This window comes from Cryobacterium sp. RTC2.1 (assembly GCF_035018685.1).
Taxonomy (GTDB): Bacteria; Actinomycetota; Actinomycetes; order Actinomycetales; family Microbacteriaceae; genus Cryobacterium; species Cryobacterium glucosi.
Genome location: NZ_JASJXJ010000041.1, coordinates 1 through 25,531, shown reverse-complemented (window position 1 = coordinate 25,531; position 25,531 = coordinate 1). Strand labels below are relative to the sequence as shown.

24 protein-coding genes, 1 tRNA gene and 1 pseudogene are annotated in these 25,531 nt (G+C 69.0%); 21 read left to right on the top strand and 5 right to left on the bottom strand.

Annotated elements, in window-relative coordinates; genetic code table 11:
- Window positions 1–194 precede the first annotated feature (194 nt).
- From QN357_RS07500 to QN357_RS19550, 3 genes and pseudogenes are all read left to right on the top strand, one after another.
- Window positions 195–401 carry a DUF4244 domain-containing protein gene (locus QN357_RS07500; protein ID WP_322189320.1) on the top strand — a complete coding sequence of 69 codons (207 nt, stop codon included), beginning with the start codon at window positions 195–197 and terminating at the stop codon, window positions 399–401.
- Window positions 382–780: a TadE family type IV pilus minor pilin gene (locus tag QN357_RS07495; protein WP_322189322.1), complete on the top strand. Its 399-nt coding sequence runs from the start codon at window positions 382–384 to the stop codon at window positions 778–780. Before QN357_RS07500 ends, QN357_RS07495 begins: the two co-directional genes overlap by 20 nt.
- Window positions 777–1,046: pseudogene (locus tag QN357_RS19550) on the top strand (Rv3654c family TadE-like protein); the annotation flags it as partial. The gene QN357_RS07495 and the pseudogene QN357_RS19550, both read left to right, overlap by 4 nt.
- A gap of 126 nt (window positions 1,047–1,172) precedes the next feature.
- On the opposite strand, the gene QN357_RS07485 reads toward QN357_RS19550, so the two are convergent.
- Window positions 1,173–1,415, bottom strand: coding sequence for a hypothetical protein (locus tag QN357_RS07485; RefSeq protein WP_134535327.1), 243 nt, complete (start codon window positions 1,413–1,415; stop codon window positions 1,173–1,175).
- A 141-nt stretch (window positions 1,416–1,556) separates the two neighbouring features.
- Here QN357_RS07485 and topA point away from each other — a divergent pair, with 141 nt between their 5' ends.
- From topA to QN357_RS07455, 6 genes are all read left to right on the top strand, one after another.
- Entirely contained in the window at window positions 1,557–4,565 is a 3,009-nt protein-coding gene (topA, locus tag QN357_RS07480; RefSeq protein ID WP_322189326.1) for a type I DNA topoisomerase, read from the top strand.
- Window positions 4,562–5,224: a dTMP kinase gene (gene tmk, locus QN357_RS07475; protein ID WP_322189328.1), complete on the top strand. Its 663-nt coding sequence runs from the start codon at window positions 4,562–4,564 to the stop codon at window positions 5,222–5,224. The genes topA and tmk overlap by 4 nt, the downstream gene beginning before the upstream one ends.
- A gap of 50 nt (window positions 5,225–5,274) precedes the next feature.
- The gene (locus QN357_RS07470; protein ID WP_322189330.1) at window positions 5,275–6,483 is read left to right on the top strand and encodes a DNA polymerase III subunit delta'; all 1,209 of its coding nucleotides are present in this window, start codon (window positions 5,275–5,277) and stop codon (window positions 6,481–6,483) included.
- 99 nt (window positions 6,484–6,582) lie between these two features.
- Window positions 6,583–8,178, top strand: coding sequence for an alpha/beta hydrolase (locus QN357_RS07465; protein ID WP_322189332.1), 1,596 nt, complete (start codon window positions 6,583–6,585; stop codon window positions 8,176–8,178).
- A 75-nt stretch (window positions 8,179–8,253) separates the two neighbouring features.
- Window positions 8,254–8,892 (top strand): TetR/AcrR family transcriptional regulator, encoded by a 639-nt coding sequence (locus QN357_RS07460; RefSeq protein WP_322189334.1) that lies wholly within the window; start codon window positions 8,254–8,256, stop codon window positions 8,890–8,892.
- A gap of 52 nt (window positions 8,893–8,944) precedes the next feature.
- Window positions 8,945–9,017, top strand: a tRNA-Thr gene (locus tag QN357_RS07455).
- A gap of 51 nt (window positions 9,018–9,068) precedes the next feature.
- Here the strand turns inward: QN357_RS07455 and QN357_RS07450 are convergent.
- Entirely contained in the window at window positions 9,069–9,641 is a 573-nt protein-coding gene (locus QN357_RS07450) for a hypothetical protein (protein ID WP_322189336.1), read from the bottom strand.
- A 378-nt stretch (window positions 9,642–10,019) separates the two neighbouring features.
- Here QN357_RS07450 and QN357_RS07445 point away from each other — a divergent pair, with 378 nt between their 5' ends.
- From QN357_RS07445 to QN357_RS07430, 4 genes are all read left to right on the top strand, one after another.
- A complete protein-coding gene (locus QN357_RS07445) occupies window positions 10,020–10,619 on the top strand; it encodes a hypothetical protein (RefSeq protein ID WP_322189338.1) in 600 nt (199 codons plus the stop codon).
- 204 nt (window positions 10,620–10,823) lie between these two features.
- Window positions 10,824–11,084 carry a hypothetical protein gene (locus QN357_RS07440; RefSeq protein WP_322189340.1) on the top strand — a complete coding sequence of 87 codons (261 nt, stop codon included), beginning with the start codon at window positions 10,824–10,826 and terminating at the stop codon, window positions 11,082–11,084.
- A 71-nt stretch (window positions 11,085–11,155) separates the two neighbouring features.
- On the top strand, window positions 11,156–11,377 hold the full coding sequence (locus QN357_RS07435; RefSeq protein WP_322136502.1) for a hypothetical protein: 222 nt from the start codon (window positions 11,156–11,158) through the stop codon (window positions 11,375–11,377).
- A 69-nt stretch (window positions 11,378–11,446) separates the two neighbouring features.
- Window positions 11,447–12,235: an alpha/beta fold hydrolase gene (locus QN357_RS07430; RefSeq protein ID WP_323504718.1), complete on the top strand. Its 789-nt coding sequence runs from the start codon at window positions 11,447–11,449 to the stop codon at window positions 12,233–12,235.
- 74 nt (window positions 12,236–12,309) lie between these two features.
- Here the strand turns inward: QN357_RS07430 and QN357_RS07425 are convergent, their stop codons facing one another.
- Both QN357_RS07425 and QN357_RS07420 read right to left on the bottom strand, forming a co-directional pair.
- Complete coding sequence (locus QN357_RS07425; RefSeq protein ID WP_322189344.1) at window positions 12,310–12,810, bottom strand: 2'-5' RNA ligase family protein; 501 nt, start codon at window positions 12,808–12,810, stop codon at window positions 12,310–12,312.
- A 15-nt stretch (window positions 12,811–12,825) separates the two neighbouring features.
- A complete protein-coding gene (locus tag QN357_RS07420) occupies window positions 12,826–13,731 on the bottom strand; it encodes a LysR family transcriptional regulator (RefSeq protein WP_241975239.1) in 906 nt (301 codons plus the stop codon).
- A gap of 116 nt (window positions 13,732–13,847) precedes the next feature.
- Between QN357_RS07420 and alsS the strand changes: the two genes are divergently transcribed.
- The 6 genes from alsS (at window position 13,848) to QN357_RS07390 (ending at window position 21,454) form a co-directional block, all read left to right on the top strand.
- Window positions 13,848–15,638 carry an acetolactate synthase AlsS gene (gene alsS, locus QN357_RS07415; protein WP_322189346.1) on the top strand — a complete coding sequence of 597 codons (1,791 nt, stop codon included), beginning with the start codon at window positions 13,848–13,850 and terminating at the stop codon, window positions 15,636–15,638.
- Window positions 15,635–16,369 carry an acetolactate decarboxylase gene (budA, locus tag QN357_RS07410; RefSeq protein ID WP_322189348.1) on the top strand — a complete coding sequence of 245 codons (735 nt, stop codon included), beginning with the start codon at window positions 15,635–15,637 and terminating at the stop codon, window positions 16,367–16,369. Before alsS ends, budA begins: the two co-directional genes overlap by 4 nt.
- Window positions 16,370–16,521: 152 nt before the next feature.
- Window positions 16,522–18,066 (top strand): protoporphyrinogen oxidase, encoded by a 1,545-nt coding sequence (gene hemG, locus QN357_RS07405; protein WP_322189350.1) that lies wholly within the window; start codon window positions 16,522–16,524, stop codon window positions 18,064–18,066.
- Window positions 18,063–19,265, top strand: a complete 1,203-nt coding sequence (locus QN357_RS07400) for a TIGR04053 family radical SAM/SPASM domain-containing protein (protein ID WP_322189352.1) — start codon at window positions 18,063–18,065, stop codon at window positions 19,263–19,265. Before hemG ends, QN357_RS07400 begins: the two co-directional genes overlap by 4 nt.
- The gene (locus tag QN357_RS07395) at window positions 19,262–20,350 is read left to right on the top strand and encodes a ferrochelatase (protein ID WP_322189354.1); all 1,089 of its coding nucleotides are present in this window, start codon (window positions 19,262–19,264) and stop codon (window positions 20,348–20,350) included. Before QN357_RS07400 ends, QN357_RS07395 begins: the two co-directional genes overlap by 4 nt.
- 96 nt (window positions 20,351–20,446) lie before the next feature.
- Window positions 20,447–21,454: a nucleoside hydrolase gene (locus QN357_RS07390; RefSeq protein ID WP_322189356.1), complete on the top strand. Its 1,008-nt coding sequence runs from the start codon at window positions 20,447–20,449 to the stop codon at window positions 21,452–21,454.
- Window positions 21,455–21,517: 63 nt separating this feature from the next.
- Here the strand turns inward: QN357_RS07390 and QN357_RS07385 are convergent, their stop codons facing one another.
- Window positions 21,518–22,126: a TetR/AcrR family transcriptional regulator gene (locus tag QN357_RS07385; RefSeq protein WP_134447060.1), complete on the bottom strand. Its 609-nt coding sequence runs from the start codon at window positions 22,124–22,126 to the stop codon at window positions 21,518–21,520.
- Between the two features lie 118 nt (window positions 22,127–22,244).
- On the opposite strand from QN357_RS07385, the gene QN357_RS07380 reads away from it, so the two are divergent.
- Together QN357_RS07380 and QN357_RS07375 are read left to right on the top strand one after the other, a co-directional pair.
- Window positions 22,245–23,765: an ABC transporter substrate-binding protein gene (locus tag QN357_RS07380; RefSeq protein ID WP_322189358.1), complete on the top strand. Its 1,521-nt coding sequence runs from the start codon at window positions 22,245–22,247 to the stop codon at window positions 23,763–23,765.
- A gap of 226 nt (window positions 23,766–23,991) precedes the next feature.
- On the top strand, window positions 23,992–25,491 hold the full coding sequence (locus QN357_RS07375) for an ABC transporter substrate-binding protein (RefSeq protein WP_322189360.1): 1,500 nt from the start codon (window positions 23,992–23,994) through the stop codon (window positions 25,489–25,491).
- Window positions 25,492–25,531 lie beyond the last annotated feature (40 nt).

The following is a 25,531-nucleotide window of genomic DNA, read 5'->3' as shown; positions in this document are numbered from 1 at the left end:
TTAAACCGCGGTCTTAGGGGCCAAAAGTGTACTCTCGCGATCCCACGCGGGGCGGGCGTCCTCAACGGGGCCGGGTCGGGCGGCGTTGTCCACCGAATCCGGATCGGCCGCGGGATTCGGTGTCTGGCGGGCGAATCTGGAACCGATCGTGCCGCCGGACAACCGCGTCGATCGACGCGAGAGGAGAAGAACAGATGCCGAGCTCAACAGACACGGTGAAACGACGACCATGCCGGGCCGTCAGGCGCCTGCGGGAGGATGCGGGCGCCGCGACCGCCGAGTACGTGATCGCCACGATGGCGGCCGTCGGCCTCGCGGGATTGCTCATCCTCATCCTCCGGGGAGACGAAGTGCGCGGCATCCTCACCGAGCTGGTGCGCCATGCCCTCACGGTCGGGTAGCCGGAGGGCCGCATCCCGTGCCGCGGCCGGTGACGCGACCGGCACCGACGGGAGCAGCGTCCCGGCCGAGCGCGGCAGCATCACGGCCGAATTCGCCGCCGTCATTCCGGCCGTGCTCCTCGTGCTGCTGCTCTGCCTCGGCGGGGTGCAGGTCGGCGGTCAGCAGGTCCGGCTGGCGGACGCCGCGGCCCAGGCGGCCCGGTCCCTCGCCCGGGGCGACGGGCTCGACCACGCGACCAGTCTGGCCCGGCAACTCGTGGGCGGCGCGGCCGTCTCAGTGGACCAGCGCGGCGACGCGGTCTGCGCCCGGCTGAGTGCTCCCGCAGAGCTCGGTATCACGGTGACGGCGGGCTCCTGCGCGCTCGGAGGCGCCACGTGACCCGCAACCGCGATCGTGGCTCCGGGTCGGTGCTCGCGGTGGGCATCCTCGGGGCGGTCGTGCTGCTGACCGCGCTCCTGCTCCCGTTCGTCGTGGTGCTCGTCGTCGGCCAGGCCGTGCGGGCGGCGGTGGATGCCGCGGCGCTCGCCGCAGCGGACACGCTGTCGGGACTCGTGGCCGGGGTGCCCTGCGAGGCCGCGGCCGAGATCGCGGCCCTCGACGGGGCATCCGTGGCGCGCTGCACAACGGCCGGCCCGATCGCGAGCGTCACGGTCACCCGGGAATTTCTCGGCTGGAACCTGAGAGCGCGCGCCAGGGCCGGTCCACCGGGTTCGGCGGGTGCACCGGGAGGCGGAGCTTCGCCCGGGAACGATCGGGGCGGAGTGGCCGGCTCAGTCGAAAATGGCCTCGAGGTAGCGGTAGTCGACAGCCGTCGGTCGCTCGGGAAACTCTGTGGAGTCGAACTCCAGGCCGGCGCCGCGGGTATAGAGGTAGCGCTTGCCACCGGACTCCGCGGGAATCTCCAGACGAGGCCGGATATCGCCCGTCTCGAGGAACTCCGTGGTGATCGTCTTGCCTTCGAGGGGGCCGTCCGTAAGCTTCGCGGTGTACGTGCCCGTAGCTGCTGTACCCATGCCTCCATTGTCCTCACCCAGGCGAGGCTGGCAAGCCCCAAAGCCCTTTGTGACGTGTGGCCGATTAGGTGGGCACCATCTTTGTGTGTGTATGGTGTGCCTTGGCCCTTCAACGGGCCGATACCTATAAAGAGGAGTCTGGTGCCAGGCACTAAGAAGCTGGTCATTGTCGAATCGCCGACAAAAATGAAGTCGATCGCCGCGTATCTCGGCGACGGCTACGAGGTCCTGTCCTCGGTCGGCCACATTCGGGACCTGATCGAGCCAAAAAACCTGCCCCCTGAACTGAAGAAGGGGCCCCTCGGCAAGTTCTCCGTCGACGTCGACAACGGCTTCGAGCCGTATTACGTCGTCTCCGACGCGAAGAAGAAGACCGTCGCCGAACTGAAGCGGGCGATGAAGACGGCCGATGAACTCCTGCTCGCAACTGATGAGGACCGCGAAGGAGAGGCCATCGCCTGGCACCTCCTGCAGGTCCTCCAGCCCAAGGTCCCCGTGAAGCGCATGGTGTTCCACGAGATCACCAAGGAAGCGATCCTCAAGGCCAAGGACAACACCCGCGACCTCGACACGGCCCTCGTCGACGCGCAGGAGACCCGGCGCATCCTCGACCGCATCTACGGTTACGAGATTTCCCCCGTGCTCTGGCGCAAGGTCGGCCCCGGCCTCTCCGCCGGCCGCGTGCAGTCCGCTGCGACCCGCCTCGTCGTCGACCGCGAACGCGAACGCCTCGCGTTCGTCTCCGCCGGCTACTGGGACCTCTCGGCCCAGCTCGCGTCCGGTACGGCGCGCGAGGATGCCGCGTTCCAGGCCAAGCTCGTGCGCCTCAACGGCGAACGCATCGCCTCCGGCGGCGATTTCGACGATCTCGGCCGCCTCAAGCCCAAGGTCACGGCGACGACGCTCGACGAGGCATCCGCCCTCGCCCTCGCCGACGCGCTCAAGGAACCGAGCGTCGCGATCACCGTGACCAAGGTCGCCTCCAAGCCGTACCGTCGCAGCCCGGCCGCCCCGTTCACGACGTCGACCCTGCAGCAGGAAGCCGCCCGCAAGCTGCGCTTCACCGCCCGGCAGACCATGAGCGTCGCCCAGTCGCTCTACGAAAACGGCTACATCACCTACATGCGTACCGACTCGCCGTCGCTCTCGCAGCAGGCGATCACCGCGGCCCGCAACCAGGCATCCTCTCTCTACGGCCCCGAAACGGTGCCGGCCCAGCCGCGCCTCTACAAGGGCAAGAGCAAGAACGCGCAGGAGGCCCACGAGGCCATCCGCCCGTCTGGCGATACCTTCCGCACGCCCTCCTCGCTCGCGAACACCATCCGCGGTAACGACTTCCGCCTCTACGACCTGATCTGGAAGCGCACGGTCGCCTCGCAGATGGCCGACGCGACCGGTTCGACCGCGTCCGTCACCATCGCGGCAGGCCCGACCGGCGTCTCGCCGCACCCCGCGGCGTCCGGCGTGCTCGCCGAGTTCTCCGCGAGCGGCACGGTGATCACCTTCCGCGGCTTCATGCTCGCCTACGAGGAATCCCGCGACGAAGAGCGCAACGCGCCCACCGATCCGACCGAGTCCAAGCTGCCGCCGCTCGAAGAGGGCCAGTCGCTGTCCCTGCTCGAGGTCGAGGCCAAGGGCCACGAGACCACCCCGGCCGCCCGGTACACCGAGGCGAGCCTCGTCAAGAAGCTCGAAGAGCTCGGCATCGGCCGCCCGTCGACGTATGCCTCGATCATCTCCACGATCACCGACCGCGGCTACGTCACCCCGCGCGGCCAGTCGCTCGTGCCGAACTGGATCGCCTTCTCCGTGGTGCGCCTGCTCGAGGAATACTTCACCGATCTCGTCGAATACGACTTCACCGCCGAGATGGAAGATGACCTCGACCGCATCGCAGACGGCAAGGCCGACCGCGTCGACTGGCTCAACAGCTTCTACTTCGGCTCCGAGAAGCACCGCGGTCTCCGCCAGGTCGTCGACAACCTCGGGGAGATCGACGCCCGGTCGATCAACTCGATGCCGATCGGTGACGACATCACCCTCCGCATCGGCAAGTACGGCCCCTACCTCGAGGTCATCGACCCTGCCGCCGCAGCGGATGCCCCGCCGCGCCGGGTGAACATCCCGCCGGACCTCGCACCCGACGAACTGACCCCCGCGAAAGCACGTCAGCTCATCGACGCGCCCGTCGTCATCGACCGCGTCATCGGGGTCAACCCGGAGACCGGCAAGAACATCGTCGCCAAGGACGGTCGTTTCGGCCCGTACGTGACCGAGCTCGACCCGGCACCCGCCGAGCCCGCCGTCGTCGAACTCGTCGAGACCCAGACCGAGTCCGCCGGCGAGACCATCGACCCGCTCACCGGTGAAGTGACCCAGCTGGTCGACGCCGGCGCTCCCGCAGCGAAGCCCAAGCGCAAGCCGGCCGCGAAGAAGATCGCCCCCGCCGACAAGCCGCGCACCGCCTCGCTGTTCAAGTCGATGGACCTCGCGACGATCGACCTCGAGACCGCGCTCCGGCTGCTCGCCCTCCCGCGCGTCGTCGGCCTCGACCCCGAAACGCAGACCGAGATCACCGCACAGAACGGCAAGTTCGGCCCGTACCTGAAGAAGGGCGTCGACACCCGCTCGCTCACGAGCGAGGACCAGATCTTCGAGATCGACCTTCCCGGAGCGGTCGAACTGTACAGCGAGCCCAAGTACGGTGCGCGGCGTGCGTCGAGCGCCCTCAAGGAATTCGAGACGCCCGACCCGGACAGCGGCAAGGCGATCAAGATCAAGGACGGCCGATTCGGCGCCTACGTCACCGACGGTGTCACGAATGCGACGATCCCGAAGGCCGAGACGGTCGAAGAGGTCGATTTCGACCGGGCCGTGCAGCTCCTCGCCGACAAGCGCGCCAAGGGACCGGCCGTCAAGAAGGCGCCCGCGAAGAAGGCCCCCGCCAAGAAGCCGGTCGCCAAGAAGCCCGCAGTGAAGAAGCCCGTCGTGAAGAAGGCCACCGCCACGAAGACCACGGTCACGAAGACCACGGTCACCAAGACCGCGGTCCGCAAGCCGGCCGTCACCAAGACCGGGACCTCCACCAAGACCGCGACGACCAGGACTGCAGCGACGAAGACTCCCGCGGGTTCGACCACCCAGTCGTGACCGCAGCAGACGTGACCGGGGCGGCCTCCACCGAGGCCGCCCCGACCGGCCTCTTCATCACCCTCGAGGGCGGCGACGGTTCGGGCAAGTCCACCCAGGCCCGGCTGCTCGCCGAGTGGCTCGGTGAGCAGGGCCGCACGGTGCTGCGCACCCGGGAGCCCGGCGGCACCGTCGTCGGCGTCGAAATCCGCGAGATCGTCCTGCACCACACCGGCGAGGTGTCCCCGCGCGCCGAGGCCCTGCTCTACGCGGCCGATCGCGCCCAGCACATCGCCACTGCCGTGCGTCCGGCGCTCGCCCGCGGGGAAGTGGTGGTCCAGGACCGCTACCTCGACTCATCCGTCGCCTACCAGGGCGCCGGGCGGGTACTCGGCGCCGCGGAGATCCGCGAGCTGTCGCTCTGGGCCGCGGAAGGCCTGCTGCCAGAGCTCACCATCCTGCTCGACCTCGATGAGACCGTCGCGCGCGGCCGGCTCGACGCCGCCAACAAGCGTTTCGACCGCCTCGAGGCCGAGAAGGGCGAGTTCCACCGGCGGGTGCGTGCCGCGTTCCTCGACCTCGCCAGCGCCGAGCCCGACCGTTTCCTGGTCGTGGATGCAGCGAGCCCGGTCGACGAGATCGCCGCCGCCATCCGCGCCCGCGTCGCCCCCCTCCTCTGACCTCGCACGCGTCGGGGCGGGATGTCAGCGGCGACCGGTACCCTGAGGGAATGAGCGTGTGGGACAACCTGACCGGCCAGGCGGATGCGATCGCGATCTTCCGCGCCGCCGCCGCGCCGCAGCAGAGCGCGGCTGACGCCCCCGCGAGCACCGCCGGCAGCACCGTCGCCCCCGGCTCCTCGGCTTCGAGCACCTCCGCGTCCATGACGCACGCCTGGCTCATCACGGGCCCGCCCGGTTCGGGCCGGTCCAACCTGGCCTTCGCCTTCGCCGCCGCCCTCCTCAGCCCGGGAACGCCCGCCGAAGACGCGACCGCCGAACGGCTCGTGGAGGCCCGCACCCACCCCGACCTCGTCGTGCTCGCCACCGAGGGCGTCATCATCAAGATGGAATCCGTCAAGGAGGCCGTCAAACGCTCCCAGTATTCGCCCTCGGTCGGCCGCTACCGGGTCATCGTCGTCGAAGACGCCGACCGCATGGTCGAGCGCACCTCCAATGTGCTGCTCAAGGCCCTCGAAGAGCCGCCGGAACGCACCGTGTGGATCCTCTGCGCCCCGAGTGAGGCCGACCTGCTGCCGACCATCCGGTCCCGGGTGCGCACGGTCAGGTTGCGCGTGCCGAGCGTCGCCGACGTCGCAGCACTCCTTGTCGCGCGCGAGGGCGTCGACCCTGTCATCGCCGAGCGCTGCGCCCGCGAAGCACAGAGCCACATCGGCATGGCGCGGCGGCTGGCCACGAACCCCGAGGCCCGCGAACGGCGCGAGGAAACCCTGAAGGCCGCGCTCGGCATCCGTGGGGTCTCGCACGCGGTGAACGCCGCGGCGCGACTGCTCGCGATCGCCGGTGACGACGCGAAGGCGATCACCCTCGAGCGGGACGCCGCCGAACGCGAGGGTGTGCTCCGCTCCCTCGGCGTCGAGCCCGGCAAGTCGGTGCCGCCCGCGCTCCGCGGCCAGATCAAGGCGCTGGAAGACGACCAGAAACGGCGGGCCACCCGGAGCCTGCGCGACGGGCTCGACCGGATCCTCGTGGATCTGACCTCGCTGTACCGGGATGTGATCATGGTACAGTTCGGCCGCGAGAATGAAGTGATCAACCGCGAGCTCCTCGTCGGAGTGCGCGCCGCAGCGGCGGCGTGCGCGACCGTCACGACGCTCGCGACACTGGACGCCATCGCGATCGCGCGGCAGAGAATTGAATCCAATGTGGCACCGGCCCTGGCCCTCGAGGCAATGCTGGTGTCCGCCATCCGGCGATGAAGCGATGACTACGACGATGACCGCACGATGCCACCGCCCACGCGCGGCGCTCGTGAGAGCCTGAACCGCCTGCATGACCAGACCAGTAAAGAGGAACCGTTGACCACACGCATCCGCCAGCGCCCGGCGTCGAACGGCCCGGTGTCGAATGGCACCCGGACGCGCCGCCCGGCCGCCCGCCGCTTCGCGATCCTGGCCGCCGCCGTCGTCGTCACGATGGGGCTCAGCGGATGCGTGCCCGCGTTCCTGCCGCAACCCTCGGCCTCGACGTCGTCCCCCACCGGGGAGAGCGTCAGCAGCGCCCTCGACCCGTTCTACAACCAGGTGCTCACCTGGACCGACTGCGGTAACAGCCTGCAGTGCACCACCGCGAAGGCCCCGCTCGACTGGAGCGCGCCCGGAACCGACACCGTCGACCTCGCCCTCGTGCGGCACGTCGCGACCGGCACCCGGGTCGGCTCGCTTCTGGTCAACCCCGGCGGTCCCGGCGGCTCCGGGTACGACTTCGTGAAGGGGTCCCTCGACTACGCCACGGATGCGAAGCTGCAGGCCGGATTCGACATCGTCGGGTTCGACCCGCGCGGCGTCGGGCGCTCGTCAGCGGTGAAGTGTTACGGGGCTGCCGAGATGGACCAATACCTGTACGCCATCCCGACAGCAGCCCGCGGCACGGATGCCTGGATCCAGGAGGTCGAGAAGTCCTCGACCGACTTCGGAGCCGCCTGCGCCACCAACACCGGCGCCCTCCTCGCCCACGTCGACACCGTGAGCGCCGCCCACGACCTCGACATGCTGCGTGCCGTGCTCGGCGATGCCCAGCTCAACTACCTCGGCTATTCCTACGGCACCTTCCTCGGTGCGACATACGCCAACCTGTTCCCGGACAAGGTCGGCCGCCTCGTCCTCGATGGAGCCCTAGACCCGTCCACGAGCAACGCCGAGGTGACCCGGGTGCAGGCCGTCGGCTTCGAGAGCGCGCTACGCTCCTACCTCGCCGATTGCCTCGCTGGATCGAAGTGCCCGTTCAACGGCACCGTCGACCAGGCGATGACCACCATCTCCGCGCTGCTCGACTCGGTCGACCGGAGCCCGATCGCCGCGAGCGATGGCCGGATGCTCGGCGCCAACACGCTGCTGACCGCCATCATCTACCCGCTGTACCAGGCGTCGGCGTGGCCGAACCTGAGCGAGATGCTGTCGAGCGTGATGCAGGGCAACACCAAGATCGCGTTCCAGTTCGCGGATGCCTACAACGGCCGTAACTCCGACGGGACATACCTCGACAATTCGACCGAGGCCTTCCTGGCGATCAACTGCCTCGACTACAGCTACAACGACGACCCGGCCGTGATGCGCGCCGACGCCGCGGCCATCGAGGCCGCAGCGCCGGTCATCGGCAAGTACATGGCCTACGGCGACACCGGCTGTGCGAACTGGCCGGACAAGTTCACCGGAACCCGCGCCGAGATCCACGCGCCGGGAGCGGCGCCGATCCTCGTCGTCGGCACGACGAACGATCCGGCGACCCCGTACGTGTGGGCGCAGAGCCTGGCCAGGCAGCTCGACAGTGCGCAGCTCGTCACGTACGCGGGCGAGGGGCACACCGCGTACAACAAGTCCAATGCCTGCGTGAACAACGCGGTGGACTCCTACCTGCTGCAGGGGACGGTGCCGGCCACCGACCCGAAGTGCTGACGTGCGGGGGCGGCCGTGCGGCATGCGGTGACGACTCGAGGACTGCACATTTGCGCGCCGTGTAAGAATGTGACCATGGTGGATGTTGCGGAAGAACCCGGCCTGCGTGAACGGAAACGTCTGGCGACCCACCGGGCCATCCAACTCGCTGTGCTCACGCTCGCGTCCGAGCGCGGGGTCGACAAGGTCACCGTCGAGGACATCAGCCGGATCGCCGATGTGTCCCCGCGCACCTTCTTCAACTACTTCCCGTCGAAGGACGCCGCCCTCGCCGGTGACGATCTCACCCTCGGTTCCGAGGCGGAGATCGAGGACTTCGTACACAGGAGCCCGTCCGGTGACATCCTCGCCGACCTCGCGGTGCTGCTCTCGACCAGCGTGCAGAATTCCCAGGATGACCGGGAGATTCACCAGTTGCGGCGTCAGGTGATGAAGGAGAACCCCTACCTGTTCGGCATGCGGATGGCTACCCTCCGCAGCTTCGAGGGACACCTCGACGACGTGATCAGCCGGCGCCTCGCGGCGGACGATCCCGTGCTCGCCGCCGACCCGATCGCGCTGCACCAGCGCGCCCTGTTGCTCACGCTCGTCGCGGTCGCAGCCCTGCGACACGCCTGGCGCTGCTGGGCCGAGGGAGACGAGTCGGAGCCGCTCGCCGATCGGGTGCGGGCGTCGTTCGCGGGGCTGTACGAATTGACCCTCCGGACCAGCTAAGCTTTGTTGCTGTGTCACCGCGCGTTTCCGGAAGGAAGCATTCGGGCGTCACGCCGCCTTAGCTCAGTTGGTAGAGCATCTCACTCGTAATGAGAAGGTCGTCAGTTCGATTCTGACAGGCGGCTCCCTTTCCTCATCGCCCGGCCCGCTCTCTTCGTGCTGCCGATGTGCTCGTGCTATCGGTCTGCGAGGAGCAGGTTGAGTCGCCTTCCCGCCGGCGCGGTTTCCTTGTTCGTGCCCATCAGCTGGGCATCGTTCAAATAGGTGAGGTCGTCGACGGTGATGCCGAACCGGGCGGCCACGTCGGCGCGGTTTTCATTCGCTGCGGCGGTATAGCCCGCGGGCTTGCCGTCGATGACGTCGACCGTGCCCCGGGCGCCGGGCGTCGCATCGGAGTCCACGGGGTTGAGGTAGCCGCGGAGCGGCGTGAAGGTCCAACGGATGTCGGCGCGCGCGACGACGGCCTCAAGGCAGTCCGGGTCGGTTGTGTCCGGTTGGGCGGGGGTTGTGACCAGAATGACCTGGTCGATTCCGCTGGGATCGCCGCTGAGGATGCTGAGGTCACCCCAGCCGTAGGCGCCGCTTCCGCTCGTGAACGGCCCGAAGTCCATGCGGAAGCCGCTGTCGTAGCAGGTTTGGTTCGCCGGTATGGGCTGGGTCGCGGTCACCGCGTCGACCGTGGCCGCTGCCGGAGTGACGAGGTCATCGATGTGGAGTGTGAGCTCGGTTCCGTGGAAATCGAAGCTCACATTGCCGGTAGTACCGTTGTCGGACGTCAGCGTGCCCGTTCCGATGGTCCCGGTCGGGAGCGTCCCCGGAACGCCCGGTTGTGTTGCTGGTGGATCCGCGGATGCCGACGGCGTTGGGGCTGGCGTGCCGACGGCCCCGCCGCTCGAGCAGCCCGTAAGAGCCACCAGCATCGATATCAACCCGCATGTTGCCGCGATTCCGCGCATCCCATACCCCCGTGTGCAGATCCTAAGGGATGGAACACCTTCACCCCGGCCCTCGGAGGAGCCGGCACCGAGCCCGAGTCTTCATGTCTGGGACGCCGGTGGTTCATTGGCCAGCCATCGGGCCTTCCTAGATTGCGAGAGGGGGCGAGCGCCCCACGAGGGGGTTCACTGGTGGACGCGGGGCTCGAAACACGACCGGTGTGGTGGGCGCGGACATCCGTGCAGGCGACGCGGATCGGTGTGATCGCGATCGGAGCCGCACTGCCGTGGTTGCCGTTCATCGTCTGGCTGGGCCAGCCAGACCGGAATTTGCTCGGGCCCATGGGCCGCACGGGCGTCATCGTCACCGTCGTGCTGCAGTGTCTCTCCGTGGTGGTCGGGCTCGTTTTCGTCGTTGTGATGTCCGCCTGGACCGAGACCCGCGGGTGGCAGGCGGCCCGAATCTGGGGCTCGATCGCGTTCGTCTGGGGCATTCCGCTTGCCTGGCTCGCGGCGGTCGTGTGGCCCGACGGGGTCTGGCCCCGGGAATCCGGCCTGCCGCTGATCGTGTTCGGGGTGATCTGCGTGATCCTGGTCGTGCCTGCGCTGATCAACCCGCGCCGGACCGGCCTGGTGGCCGTCATCGGCACGATCCTGCCCCTGGTCATCCTCGTCGCGATCATCGCTTCGACAATCTCCGTCCCTGCGGTCTTCATCCTGCTCGGCCCGGCGACGGCGTACTGCGTCGCTGTGTCCCTCAGCGCTTCCGCGGCCGCCTTCGCCAGAATCTGACGCTCCGAGCGTTGCTGTTGCCGTGATCTCTCCGGACGCACTGGCCGCCGACATCTCAGGGACCGTCGAGCAGAGGTCCCGGCGCTTCGTCGAGCGTCCCTATCGCTCGGGGGGAAGCGGCGGTACGGTCTGCGCGATGGCCGGTTCGCGCGCGAACGAACCGCTCACCCTCCTGTCCCAGCGTCGGAACCGAGAGAGGCAATCATGACAACTGTGTTGATATTCCATGAGGTCGATGACGTCGAGCACTGGCTCACCTCACCCCGGCGGGACGAGGTGTTCGGGCCGCTCGGCATCAGCATCCAGACCTTCATCGACCCGACCGACGACCACAGGGTCGGCCTGATCGCCGACGTGCCCGACATGGACGTCTTCCAGCGGGTGATGGCGTCCGAAGTCGCGGCTGAGGCGATGCAGTTCGACGGCGTCCGCCCGGAAACCGTCGTGATGATGGTCGAGGGCTGACGATGTATGCCCGAATCAGCACCTTCAGGACCGGTCCAGACACCGACCCCCACGCGAATGAGAATGCGACCATGCTGCGGGTGCTGGCGAACCCCGGCTGCCGCGGCATGTACTTCCTGAAAGGCACGGAGACCGACACGGCCCTGGCCATCACCCTCTGGGACTCGGAGGACTCCCTCGCGGGGAGCAGGGAGCCCGCAGAGTCGATTCGCGCCGACTCGAGCGCCGAACAGCACCTGACGATCGTCGACGTCGAGGAATTCGAGGTGACGGCGAGCACCTTCATCGGCTGAGCCCTGCGGCGCCCTCCCCGGTGCGCTCGTTACGATGGGGGAGTCCCAGGCCCCGCTCGGAAGGCATCCATGGAGTACGCCCTCGCGCCCGACGGCGCCCGCATTGCCTGGTCGTCGACCGGCGGCAACGCGACAGGTGACCCCGTCGTCCTGGTCGCGGGACAGGGCGTCTCGAGCCGGTCCTGGTCTCCGCTGCTGCCGACGCTCGGTGCCCGGCACCGGGTGATCACATTCGACACCCGCGGGGTCGGCGACAGCGAGCCCGGCGCCGACGTGCGCTTCACGACGGCGGCGCTCGCCGAGGACATCGTCGCCGTTCTGGACGCCGCAGGGATCGACAGGGCGCACGTGTACGGGCACTCGATGGGCGGCCGGGTCGCGCAGTGGTTCGCGATCAACCACCCCGATCGCCTGGGCGCCCTCGTGCTCGGCGCGACGAGCGGCGGCGATGACCGGGGTCTGACCCGCACGGCTGACGTCGCCCAGCGCATGGCCCGGGGCGACGCGCTCTCCATGGGTCCGCTGTTCTTCACGGATGCCTTCATCGCGTCCCACCCGGAGCTCGTCGCGGCCATGTTCGTACGACCGACCTCGGTCCACACCCGGCGCCTCCTGTTCGGCGCGAGCACCGCGCACGACGCCTGGGACCACCTCCCCGGGATCACCGCGCCGACGCTTGTGCTGCACGGCGACGCCGACGAGGTCACTCCTCCCGGGAACGGCGAACGCCTCGCCGAACATATTCCGAATGCCGCATTCGGGGAGCTGCCCGGGCTCCGGCACGGCTACTTCCTCGAGAGCGCGTGGGCGACGGATGCCGTCCTCAGGTTCTTCGCGGCGCATCCGCTCGCCGCCTGACGCAGCTTTTCTCCTCGCGCACCCCCTGCGCTGGGTTGCGACACGTGACGCGCGACGCGTGCCGGCCGCCGAAGCTAGGGGCGGGCCGAGTGAGAGCGCGGGCGCAGCGGGATCGTCGCGAGCACGGCGCGACCGGCCGGGTCGGCCCGGGGCGCCATGTCGACGAGAGCGATCTGGCCGAGTTCGAGGATGTCGCCGGTATTCACCCGCGCGTGGTGCTTGTCGGTGACGTGCGCCCGGAACTCGGTTCCGGTGAACGCCGCCTCCCCTGGCGCAGTCGCGAACGGCCGCACGGCCGCGACCACGAGGTCGTGCAGCGCGGTCAGCCCGGGGTCGGGTTCGAGCACGGTCACGGGAATGTCGTGGCGGCGCTCGAAGCGTTCCGCGCCGCCGGCGACCACGCTCAGCGCGGGCACGGCGGATGCCGAGGCCGCGAGAGCCTCCCTGATCGCGCCGGGCGCGGCATCCGTCAGGAACGGCGCCAGCACCGTCACGTGCAGGGGCCAGTCGCGCACCAGGAAGGTGGCGCCGACAGCGAGCGGCGTGAGCGGGAGGACCACGACGAGCCGGGGCATCAGCGCATCACCGCATCACCGGATCGCGCCGGTCTCGTCGTCGGCGAGGGCCAGGTCGATGAAGGCCCGCACCGCCGCCGAGAGCCGCCGGGTGCGCGACGCCGCGAGGTAGACGGTGAAGTCGGGCATGCCCGCGACGGGGAGGCGTCGCACGTTGCGGGCGTCCCGGGCGGCGAATTCGGGCAGCAGGGCGACGCCGAGCCCGTTGGTCACGTATTCGGCGGCGGTGCCGATGTCGGAGACCTCGATCATCACCCGGCGTTCGAGGCCGGCCGCGGCGAAGGTCTCGTCCACGATCTGCCGGCTCGCGTAGCCGGGCGGCAGGTCGATGAATTCCTCGGGGGCGAGGTCGTCGAGATGGTCGAGGCCGACGTGCCCGGCCGTGGCGAGGCGGTGATCGGCCGGGACCACGAGCACCATCGGCGAGGAGGAGATCGGCGCGGCCACGAGCTGGGTGGGCACGGGTCCGCTGAGCGCGAGGAAGGCGAGGTCGAGTTCGCCGGTCGCGAGCTCGTCGAGGAGCCCGGCCGAACCGCGCCTGGCCGCGCGCAGCCGCACCCCGACCCCCGGGTGGCCGGTGCGGAACAGCCCGAGCAGTCGCGGCACGTTGACGAGGGTGACCGAGGTCATCAGGCCGATCACGATCGACCCCGTGATCGCGTGGGTGGTCTCCTCGGCGGCATCGCGCACCCCGTTCACGGCATCGAGCGCCTCGCGCACCTTGGGCAGCAACAGCTCGCCCGTCGAGGTGAGCCGGATCTGCCTGCGGCTGCGGTCGAAGAGCTCGACGCCGAGTTCGTTCTCGAGCGACCGCACCCCCGCGGACACCGCGGACTGCGCGATCGTGAGCCGGTCGGCGGCGCGCGTGAAGCTCAGTTCGCTCGCCACCGCGCTGAAGAATTCGAACTGTCGCACATCCACTCGTGCATCATCTCATTTACAGATCGTTTCCATCACCATTCGGCGTTGTTTCTTATCTGTCGGAGCGGGACGATAGATACAGGGAGCCGCTCGAATGGCGAACCGGAAGGCATGACGTGACGAACAATTCAACTGTCCTGGGCAGCGGCCCCGTGGCGGACGCCCCGATCCAGGCGGATGCCCGCGTCCAGACCGATCCTCATTCCGCGGTCCCCTCGATAACGGATGGCCTCGGCGCGCCCGCCGCGCCCCGGCGCTCGGCCGACCGGGTCGTCGAGGTGCTCAAGGCCCACGGGGTGAAATGGGTGTTCGGCGTTCCCGGCGCCAAGATCGACCCCGTCTACGACGCCCTCGTCGACGACGGCCCCGAACTCATCGTCTGCCGGCACGAGCAGAATGCGGCCTTCATGGCCGCGGCCGTCGGCCGGCTGAGCGGCCAGCCCGGGGTCGTGCTCGTCACGAGCGGGCCCGGCACCTCCAACCTCGCGACCGGCCTGCTCACGGCCACGACAGAGGGCGACCCGATGGTCGCGATCTGCGGCGCGGTCTCCCGCGCCGACCGGCTCAAGCGCACCCACCAGTCCATGGACGCCGTCGGCATGCTCTCCGCCGTGACCAAGTCCGCAGGCGAGGTCAGCGTCGCCGACAACGTGCCGGAGGCCATCGCCAACGCGTTCCGACGCGCGACCCAGGAGCCCAAGGGCGCCGCCGCCGTCGTGCTCCCGTATGACGTGCTCGTCGACACGACGACCGTGTCGATGACGGGACCGCACTGGGTGCCGCGCCTCGGCGCCGCCCCGGCGGAGAGTGTCACGCGCGCGGCCGCACTTCTGAAGGGCGCGAAGTTCCCGGTCATCCTCGCCGGCGCACGTGCAGGGTCCGACCGCGCGACCGTTGCCCTGCATCGCCTTCTCGGCGTCGCCGACCTGCCCGTCGTCGAGACGTTCCAGGCGGCCGGCGTGCTGTCCCACGAGCTCGAAGAGCACTACCTCGGCCGGGTGGGCCTGTTCCGCAACCAGCCGGGCGACATCCTGTTGCACAAGGCCGACCTCATCCTCGCGATCGGCTACGACTTCGTCGAGTACGAGCCCTCGAAGTGGAACAAGGACCACCAGCGCCGGATCATCCACCTCGACGAGCTCTCCGCAGACCTCGACGACTACTACCGCCCGACGGTCGAGCTGCGCGGCGACGTCGCCGAGACCATCGACGCGCTCGCCCGGCAGATCGACGGCCTCGAGCTCAGTGCCGCGGCATCCGCTGTCGTCGCCACCGAACGGGCCCGCCTCGCCGAGGCCGACGAACCGCACTGGAACGACGACGAGTCGGAGGGTGTGCACCCCGCGGCCCTGACCCTCGCGATGCGCAACCTGCTGCCCGATGACACGACCGTGCTCTGCGACGTGGGGTCGCACTACATCTACATGGCCAGGCACTTCCGCACCTATCACCCGCGTACCCTGCTCTTCTCCAACGGGCAGCAGACCCTCGGCGTCGCCCTTCCGTGGGCGATCGCCGCGAGCCTCGTGCGGCCGGGCACCCCGGTCGTCTCCGTCTCGGGCGACGGCGGGTTCCTCTACTCGGCGATGGAACTCGAGACCGCGGTGCGCCTCGGCTCGACGTTCACCCACGTGATCTTCAACGACGGCACCTACGACATGGTCGCGTTCCAGCAGCAGGGCAAGTACGGCCGCACCTCCGGCGTGCAGCTCGGCGACTACGACGCGGTCAAGTACGCCGAATCCTTCGGCGCCCACGGTTACCGGGTCACGCACCTCGACGACTTCGCGGGCGTGCTGAAACAGGCCATGGCCGAGCCAGGGCCGAGCATCATCGACGTGCGCGTCGACTACCGAAACAACCGGGATGAGCTCATGGCTGATCTGGAAAGCGATGTGCTGCAGTGAGTGAATTCACGGTCTCCCGACACGAGATCTTCCAGACGAGCCTGATGAGCGCCCTGCTCGACGGCGTGTACGAGGGCGAGATGACCGTGCGCGACCTGCTCGGCCACGGCAGCTTCGGCATCGGCACCTTCAACGGGCTCGACGGCGAGATGCTGATTCTCGACGGCAGCTGCTACCAGCTGCGTGCCGACGGCGGAGTCTCCAAGGCCGATCTCGGCGCGCACACCCCGTACGCGGTCGTCACGAACTTCGTCCCTCACGTCGAGAGCGATCTGCCGGAGGGTGTCCTGCGCGCGGAGGCATCCGCCTTCATCGACCGCATGACCTCGTCGGAGAACTACATGTACGCGCTGCGGATCGACGCCGAGTTCGAGTGGATCACCATGCGCACGGTCGTCAAGCAGGAGAAGCCGTATCGCCCGATGGTCGAGGCCACCGATGAGGACGCGATCGTCGAGCTGCACAACGTGACCGGCACGATCGTCGGCTTCCGCACCCCGCTCTACGAGCAGGGCATCGGCGTTCCCGGCTGCCACGCCCACTTCGTCACCGACGACCGCCGCGCCGGCGGCCACGTGCTCGACTTCAAGCTGAAGTCCGGCCACGCCGCCCTCTGCCTCGGCACCGACCTGCGCCTGCAGCTGCCGCTGACGGATGCCTTCCGCGACGCCAATCTCTCGCCAGACGACCTCGAGTGGCAGCTGCAGAAGACCGAGGCGCACGCCAAGTAGGCGCTCCTGCGGTCTCGGGTCACGGGGGCGCGGCAGAACGGGACGCCGACACTAGTGTCGGAAAACCCTTTCCTGCCGAGCCGTAGGATCGATGGAACGGTGTGCTCCAGCCTTCCGACTGTGCCGGTCCACCGGCAACGGAAGGACCATACGTGCTCTCTCGACCCCGGGTCGTCATCGTCGGCGGCGGAATCAGCGGACTGGCGACAGCCCACTATCTGCACCAGTCTCTCGGGGACGGGGTCCTGATCACCGTGCTCGAGGCCTCCCCCCGCCTCGGCGGCAAGATCATCACCGAGGACTTCGCCGGGCACTCGGTCGACGCCGGCCCCGATGCGCTGATGGTGCGCGCACCCGTCGCCGTGAACCTCCTCACCGACCTGGGCCTCGCCGACCTCGTCGTCGCACCCGCGAGCGGGGGATCGCGGATCTGGTCCCGCGGACGCCTCCGCACGCTGCCCGCAGGAACCGTGTTCGGCATCCCCGACCGACTGCTGCCGCTGCTCCGGTCACGCCTGCTCTCCCCGCTCGGCTTCGCCCGGGTACTCCTCGACCTCGTGCTCCCCGCCGGGCGCACCCTGCCGGCCGATCCCACGATCGCCGAGATCGTGGTCCCGCGGATGGGCCACGAGGTCTTCGACCGGCTCGTCGACCCCCTTCTCGGCGGCATCCACGCCGGTCGCGCCGATGAGCTCAGCGCGCACAGCACCGCCCCCGACATCGAGGTGCTCGCCCGCGGCAACCGCAGCCTGAACCTCGCGCTCCGCCGCCGGCGCCGCGCCGCGGCCGCGAAGGCCGCCGCCGCGTCCCGCTCCGCATCCGTGCCCGTCGCCACCGCGGGGGATGCCGCGGCCGGGTCCCGCGCGACGGCGCCCGCCGGAACGGCACCCCGGCTCGCCCGGGCCGGCGGGGCCACCCTCGTCACTGTCGAGGGCGGACTCGCCCGCCTCATCGACGCGCTCGCCGCGCGGGCGGCGAGCGACGACATCCGCCTCGGCACGGCCGCCACGAGTCTGGCCCGCGAGGGTGCCGGCTACCTCGTGGGTCTCTCCGACGGGACGAGTGCCGAGGCCGACGCCGTCGTGATCGCCACCCCCGCCTTTGTCGCCGCCGGCCTGCTCCTGGCCGAGAACCCCGTGCTCGGGGCCGCGCTCGCCGGGATCCCCTACACGGACGTCGCGACGATCTGCCTCGCCTACCCGCGCTCCGCGCTCGGTCGCCCGCTCGGCGGCAACGGGTTCCTGGTTCCGCCGGTCGAGGGCAAACTCGTGGTCGGCTGCACGTTCTCGAGCGAGAAATGGCCGCACCTCGCCGATGAGGCGACCGTCATCATCCGCTGCATGGTCGGGCGCGCCGGGGACACCCGCTGGGCCGGCCTCGACGACACGACCCTCGTCGCGCAGGTGCACGCCGAACTCGTCGAGGCGCTCGAGCTGACCGGGAGACCCACCAGCCACCACATCGAGCGCTGGCCGCTCGGGATGCCGCAATACGTCGTCGGGCACCAGGGCCGGCTCGACACCGCCGACCTGGAGCTCGCTGCACTGCCCGGGGTGCACCTGACCGGATCGGGCTATCGCGGAGTCGGCCTCGCGAGTTGCGTCGCCGACGCCGAACGGGTCGCCACCCGGATCGCCGAAAGCATCGCCGCCGGCACCATCGCCGCGGCGCAGGCACCGAGCGAGGTCGGCGCATGAGCATCGTCGACGAGACCAGAAGCCACGTGCTCGGCTACCCCGCCGTGCTGCCGACGCTGCCCGCCGCCCGGCGCGGCCCCGGCCCCGACTACTCGAAGCGCCCGATGCTCGTGTTCTGGGAGACGACCCGGGCCTGCGCCCTCGCCTGCAAACACTGCCGCGCGAGCGCGACGATGCAGGCGCTGCCCGGTGAACTCACGACGGCCCAGGGCAAGGACCTGATCGACCAGATCGCCGGTTTCGGCCGGCCGTACCCGATCCTCGTGCTCACCGGCGGCGACTGCCTGATGCGCCCCGACCTGTTCGAACTCGTCGAGTACGCCACCGGTCTCGGACTGCCGACGGCCCTCTCACCCTCGGTCACGCCCACCCTCACCGCCGCGATGATCGAGAAGATCGTCGCGAGCGGGGTGAAGGCCGTATCGGTCAGCCTCGACGGTGCGAGCGCGCCGACCCACGAGGGCGTGCGCGGCATCCCCGGCCACTTCGAGGACACCGTCAACGCCATCCGCGCCCTCGCCTCGGCCGGGCTCAGCGTGCAGGTGAACACGACGGTGATGCGCGCGAACGTCGACGAACTGGCGGATGTCGCCGCCCTCATCTCGAACGCGGGCGCGGCCATCTGGGAGGTCTTCTTCCTGGTCCAGGTCGGACGCGGCGTCTCGACGGAGGCTGTCACGCCCGAGGAACACGAGGAGATCTGCCACTTCCTCTTCGATGCTTCCCAACACGGTTTCATCGTCCGCACGGTCGAGGCCCCGTTCTTCCGCCGGGTTGTCGCCCGGCGCCGCGCGGGAGACCCTGCACCGGAGACCGCGCTATACCAACGGCTGGCCGGCCGGCTCGAGTCCCTGATGGGGCCGCCGATCGGACTGCCCCGCGCGCAGACGGCGTCGACCCGCGACGGCAAGGGCATCGTCTTCGTCGCCTACGACGGCGAGGTCTACCCGGCCGGTTTCCTGCCGCTCGGCCTCGGCAATGTCGAAACGACCCCGCTCGCCGAGATCTATCGCGACAACCCGCTGCTCAAGCAGATCCGCGCGACCGAATTCAGCGGCCGTTGCGGCAGCTGCGAATACGCCGACCTCTGCGGCGGCTCGCGGGCGCGCGCCTTCGCCTCGAGCGGAGATCCCCTCGGCGAAGACCCGGCCTGCCCGTACCAGCCGGGCGCGGATGCTGCGGCCGGCCTGACGGCATGAGCGAGCCGGGGGAGGAAACCCAGCCTGACCGCACATACGACGCCGTGCTCCTGCTCGGCTTCGGCGGCCCAGAGGGGCAGGACGACGTCATCCCCTTCCTCCGCAACGTCACCCGTGGTCGCGGCATCCCCGAGGAACGGCTCGAGACCGTCGCGACCCACTATCGGGCCTTCGGGGGAGTGAGCCCGGTCAACGGGCAGAACCGGGCCCTGCGGGCCGCCCTCGAGGCGGAGTTCACCGACCGGGGTGAGCCGCTGCCGGTGTACTGGGGCAACCGCAACTGGACGCCCCTACTCGCGGACACCGTGCTGGCGGCATCCGCTGCCGGTCATACCCGGCTCCTCGCGATCACGACGAGCGCGTACAGCTCATATTCGAGCTGCCGCCAGTACCGTGAGGACATCGCCGGGGCCCTGACCGCGACGGGGCTCGACGCCACCGGGCGCATCGACGCGGTGCGCCCGTACTTCGGCGAGTCCGGCTTCGTCCTGCCCTTCGTCGAGGGCGCGCGTGCCGCTCTCGCGCGCCTCGCGGCGCGGGGCGTGCCGGTCGATCGCACCCAGGTGCTCTTCACGACGCACTCGATCCCGACAGCGGATGCCGACCGGAGCGGTCCGCGCGACGCCGGCTGGGGCACGGGTGGGGCCTACCTCGCCCAGCACCGGGCCGTCGCGGTCGCCGTGATGGCCGCCCTCGCCGAACCGGGCGCTGCCGCCCCCGATGCACGCCAGCCGGCCTGGTCGCTCGCCTTCCAGTCCCGCTCGGGCCCGCCGGCGATGCCGTGGCTTGAACCCGACGTCAACGACGCGCTCAGGGCGCTCGCCGCCGACGGAACCGAGGCAGTCGTGATCGTGCCGATCGGCTTCATCTCCGACCACATGGAGGTGCTCTGGGACCTCGACACCGAGGCCGCCGCCACCGCAGCCAGCCTCGGACTGGCGGTGGAACGAGTCGCAACCCCCGGCATCCACCCCGCCTTCGTCGCGGCCCTCGCCACCCTCGCCCTCGAGCGCCAGCACGGCCCCGTACTGCCCGGCTGCCCCGGCGGATGCTGCGAGAAGGGGGCCGGCCGTGCCGCACGCTAGTCCTGCCCGGCCCCGCACTGAACACCTGGGACGGGCGGGGCCGGGGACACTTGTAGTCTGGTTGCGATATTTCCCCCGGGCGAAGGCGCAGGCACGATGAACCAGATCGAGACGGATGCCGGGGCGCTGCCCCCGATCGAAGCCGAGCTGCAGCGGGTGGTCCGGCCCCGCGCCCGCGTCATCATCGACAACGACTTCTCCGGGGATCCGGACGGCCTCGTCCAGCTCGCGCACCACGTGCTGTCGCCGTCGGTCGAGATCCGGGCGATCATCGGTTCGCACCTGCGCCCCGGCGACCCGTTCGATCCCTCGGAGCAGACCGCGACGAACGCGGCCGCCGCCGCCGAAAAGGTCCTCGACCTGCTCGGGCGCACCGGGAGCATCCCGGTCATCGCCGGGTCGAACGTCGGGCTCAGCGACCGGACCACGGCCATCCGCTCTGCCGCAACCGACCTGATCATCCGGGAGGCGCTCCGCGACGACACCGAGCTTCCGCTCTTCGTCGCGTGCGGCGCCGGGCTCACCGAGATCGCGAGCGCCTACCTGCTCGAGCCGCGGATCGCCGACCGGCTGACCCTGGTCTGGATCGGGGGGCCCGAACACGACGGGATCGCGGCCGCGCCGCCGGGGACGAGCGGCGCGGAATACAACCTCGCCATCGACATCCGTGCGGCCCAGGTGATCTTCGACTCCCGGATTCCGCTCTGGCAGGTGCCGCGGGACGCCTACCGGCAGACGCTTTTCTCCTGGGCCGAGCTGCTCACCTCGGTACGGCCCTGCGGTGCGATCGGCCGGCACCTCTACGCGGCGCTCGCCGGGGTCGCGGGCACGGCCGGACGGCACGGGATCAACCTCGGTGAGACGTACATCCTCGGTGACAGCCCGCTCGTGCTCCTGACCGCGCTGCACTCCAGTTTCGAGCCTGACCCGTCCTCGAGCGCATGGGTCACCTGCACCGCCCCACGGATCCTCACGGACGGCAGCTACGATCCCACGCCGCGGCAGGGTCCGCGCCCGATCCGGGTCTACACCCGGCTTGACCTGCGCCTGCTCTTCGCCGACTTCACCGCCAAGCTCGCTGCCCACGCCGCCGCTGGAGAGTGACCTTTCCGGTCGAGAGTGCCAGGCCTACCGGTGACTCTCGACCGGAAAGGGCCGGGGAGAGTTCTAGAAGTCGATCGTGAAGAGGGGGCGCAGGTAGCGCCGGAGCTCCTCAGCCATGTCGAGGGTGTCCGGGGCGAGCAGCCACTGCACCTGCAGGCCGTCGCTGAGCGCGATGAGTGACCGCGCGGCGCTCGCCGGCTCGACTCCATCGACCAGCTGGCCCGCCGCCTGGACATTGGTGAACGCGTCGACCATCAGGCCGACGACCCAGGTATACCGGTCGAGGAAGTACTGGTGGGCCGGGTGTTCTGGCGCCGTCGCCTCGGCGGAGAGCACACAGTGCAGTTCCACAAGACCCGGTGCGAATTCGGCGTTGTACTCCGCCACGCGCACGATGCCGCGAATCGTCTCGATGTCGGGCGTGCCATCGATGGGGACGAGCGCCACGGAGCGCTCGTCGCGCAGTGCGAGCACGCCCGCGAGCAGTTCGTTCTTGTTCGAGAAGTGGTGCAGCAGGCCGGCCTGGCTCATTCCGACCCGCTCGGCGATCTCCCGTAGCGAACCGTTGCGAAAACCGTGGTTGGCGAACACCTCGATGCCGGCCTCGAGGATTTCCCGACGTCGGCCTGCCGTTTTGGCGTAGCTCCCACGCGACTTCCCCGTCATAGTCATGCGCTGACTCTAGCGCGGAAAATAACGATTTGACGAAAACCTAGTAGTTAATCGCTTTTCCTGTTAGCTTTTCAGCCACGCGACCCAAAGAGGGGTCACCCACTGAAAGGGAACACCGATGTTCCGATGGAAAAGCCTCACGGCGGCCGCAGCAGTTCTTGCTCTCGGCCTGACCGGTTGCTCGGCAACCAGCACCACGACCACCTCCGGCGCCCCGACCACACTCACCCTCGGCGTGATCGTTCCAGCTACCACCTTCTCGGCCGCGGATATCGCATTCGCCAATGAGGCCCCCTACGGCCAGGCGGTCTACGACACCCTCCTCAAGGCGGATCCGACCGGCGAGGTCGGACCCGACCTGGCCACCAAGTGGGAGTACAACGACACCAAGACGGTGCTCACCCTGACCCTTCGCGACGACGTCACCTTCACCGACGGCACCAAGTTCAACGCGGATGCCGCGGCCCAGAACCTGATCCGCTTCCGTGACGGCGCCTCGCCGAACAAATCCTTCCTCGCGTCACTCGCCGACGCGAAAGCCGTCGACGACACCCATGTCGCCCTCACCCTCACCCAGGCCGACCCGGCCCTGCTGCACTACCTGACCCAGAACGCCGGTATGCAGGAGAGCCCCAAGGCCTTCGGCAACGCCGACCTCAAGACCAACCCGGTCGGCAGCGGCCCGTACATCCTCGACACCACCAAGACCGTCGTCGGTACGAACTACGAGTTCACCAAGAACCCGAAGTACTGGGACCCGAGCTCCGTGCACTACGACAACCTCTCCATCAAGGTGCTCGCCGATGTCACCGCGATGCTGAACGCCGTCAAGGGCGGCCAGCTCAACGGCGCCAAGCTCACCGTCAACACCAACAACGCCGAGGTCGAAGCGGCCGGCTACACGCTGAACCCGTTCGAGCTGGACTGGACCGGTCTCATCCTGCTCGACCGCGACGGTTCGATGAACCCGGCCTTCAAGGACGTCCGGGTCCGCCAGGCGCTCAACTACGCGATCGACACCAAGGCCATGCTGACCGCGGTCGGTGAAGGCCTCGGCACCCCGACCACGCAGATCTTCCCGAAGAGCTCCGTCGCCTACGACGCGTCCCTCGACTCCCGCTACGCCTTCGACCCGGCCAAGGCCAAGTCGCTCCTCGCAGACGCCGGCTACGCGGGCGGCCTCACGATCGACATGCCGAGCACCTCGCTCATCGGCCCGGCGATCTTCACCCTCGTCCAGCAGCAGCTCAAGGACGTCGGCATCACGGTGAACTACACCGACACCGGCACGAACTTCATCGCCGACCTCCTCGCCCCCAAGTACGCCGCGTCCAGGATGCAGCTGCAGCAGGACAACGACTGGGCGCTCGTGAACTTCGAGATCACCCCGACCGCGACCTTCAACCCGACCAAGTACCAGGACCCGAAGGTCGACGCGTTCGTCGCGACCATCCTGAACGGCAGCAAGGACGAGTCCGACGCCGCGCTCAAGGACCTGAACGCCTACGTCGTCGAGCAGGCCTGGTTCGCCCCGTGGTACCGCGTGCAGTCCAACTACGCCACGGATGCGAAGACGAAGGTCATCCCTCAGGTCGGCAACGCCTACCCGTACCTCTGGAACTTCACGCCCGTTTCCTAGCCGCGGCATGGTCCCGTCATAGACCGGGTCGGGGGCCGGCGCGCAGCCCAGCGCGCCGGTCCACGACCGGGTTTCAGCCCGGAAAAATAAAAAGCTAATAACTATTCGTAATTCATGGTTGAAAACCTAGTGCTCGTTCGTTTTTGATGTTAGCTTTGCTGCACGGAGCCCACAGTGGGGCTGCACTTGTACGTGAAAGGGACCGAAGATGTTCCGATGGAAAAGCATGACCGCGGTAGCCGCCGTCGTGGCCCTGAGCCTGACCGGCTGTGCCGCAGGGTCGACCTCGTCCAGCTCCGCTGCGACGACTCTCACCCTGGGCGTCGTCGTCCCGGCCTCGACCTTCGCCGCAGCGGACATGAACTTCGCGACGCAGACCGCATACGGTCAGGCCGTCTACGACACCCTGCTCAAAGCGGATCCGAGCGGTGAGGTCGGCCCGGACCTGGCAACAAAATGGGCGTACAACGCCGACAACACGGTGCTGACCCTCACCTTGCGTGACGACGTCACCTTCACGGACGGCACCAAGTTCGACGCCGATGCCGCAGCCCAGAACATTATCCGGTTCCGTGACGGCGCCTCGGCCAACGCGTCGTTCCTGAAGTCGGTATCCGCCGCGACCGCGACGGACCCCACCACGCTGACGATCACCCTCACCGAGGCCGACCCGGCGCTGCTGCACTACCTGACCCAGAACGCCGGCATGGTCGAGAGCCCCAAGGCCTTCACCAGCGCCGACCTGCAGACCAACCCGATCGGCAGCGGTCCCTACATCCTCGACACGGCCAAGACCGTCGTCGGCACGAGCTACGAGTTCACCAAGAACCCGACCTACTGGGACCCGACGAGCGTGCACTACGACAACCTGTCCCTCAAGGTCTACGCGGACGGCACGGCACTCCTCAACGCCGTCAAGGGCGGCCAGATCAACGGTGCCGCGGTCGCGGACAGCAGCACGATCCCTGAGTTCGAAGCGGCCGGCTACACGATGAACCCGTTCGAGCTGGACTGGACCGGCCTCATCCTCTTCGACCGTGACGGCACGCTGAACCCGGCGTTCAAGGACGTGCGGGTGCGCCAGGCCATCAACTACGCATTCGACAGCAAGTCCCTGCTGACCGCGGTCGGCGAGGGCCTCGGCACCCCGACGAGCCAGATCTTTCCGACCAGCTCGGTCGCCTACGACGAGAGCCTCGACTCCCGCTACTCCTACGACCCGGCCAAGGCCAAGGCGCTCCTCGCCGAAGCCGGCTACTCCGGCGGGCTCACGATCGACATGCCGACCACGAGCTTCGTGCCTGCGGCCACCTTCACCCTCATCCAGCAGCAGCTCAAGGACGTCGGCATCACCGTGAACTACACGGATGCCGGCAACAACTTCATCGCCGACATCCTGGCCCCGAAGTACGCCGCGACCTGGATGCAGCTGCAGGAAGACACCGACTGGGCGCTGATCAACTTCGAGCTCACCCCGAACTCGACCTTCAACCCGACGAAGTACGACGACCCCACGGCCGACGCGCTCATCGCCACCGTGCACACGGGTTCGAAGGCCGACGCCGATGCCGCCGCGAAGAAGCTCAACGCCTACATCGTCGAGCAGGCCTGGTTCGCGCCGTGGTACCGCGTGCAGTCCAACTTCGCGACGGATGCGAAAACGAAGGTGGTCACCCAGGTCGGCAACACCTACCCGTACCTCTGGAACTTCACCCCGGTGTCCTAACCGGGACACATCACCACCACCCGGGCCGCCCCCGGCGCCC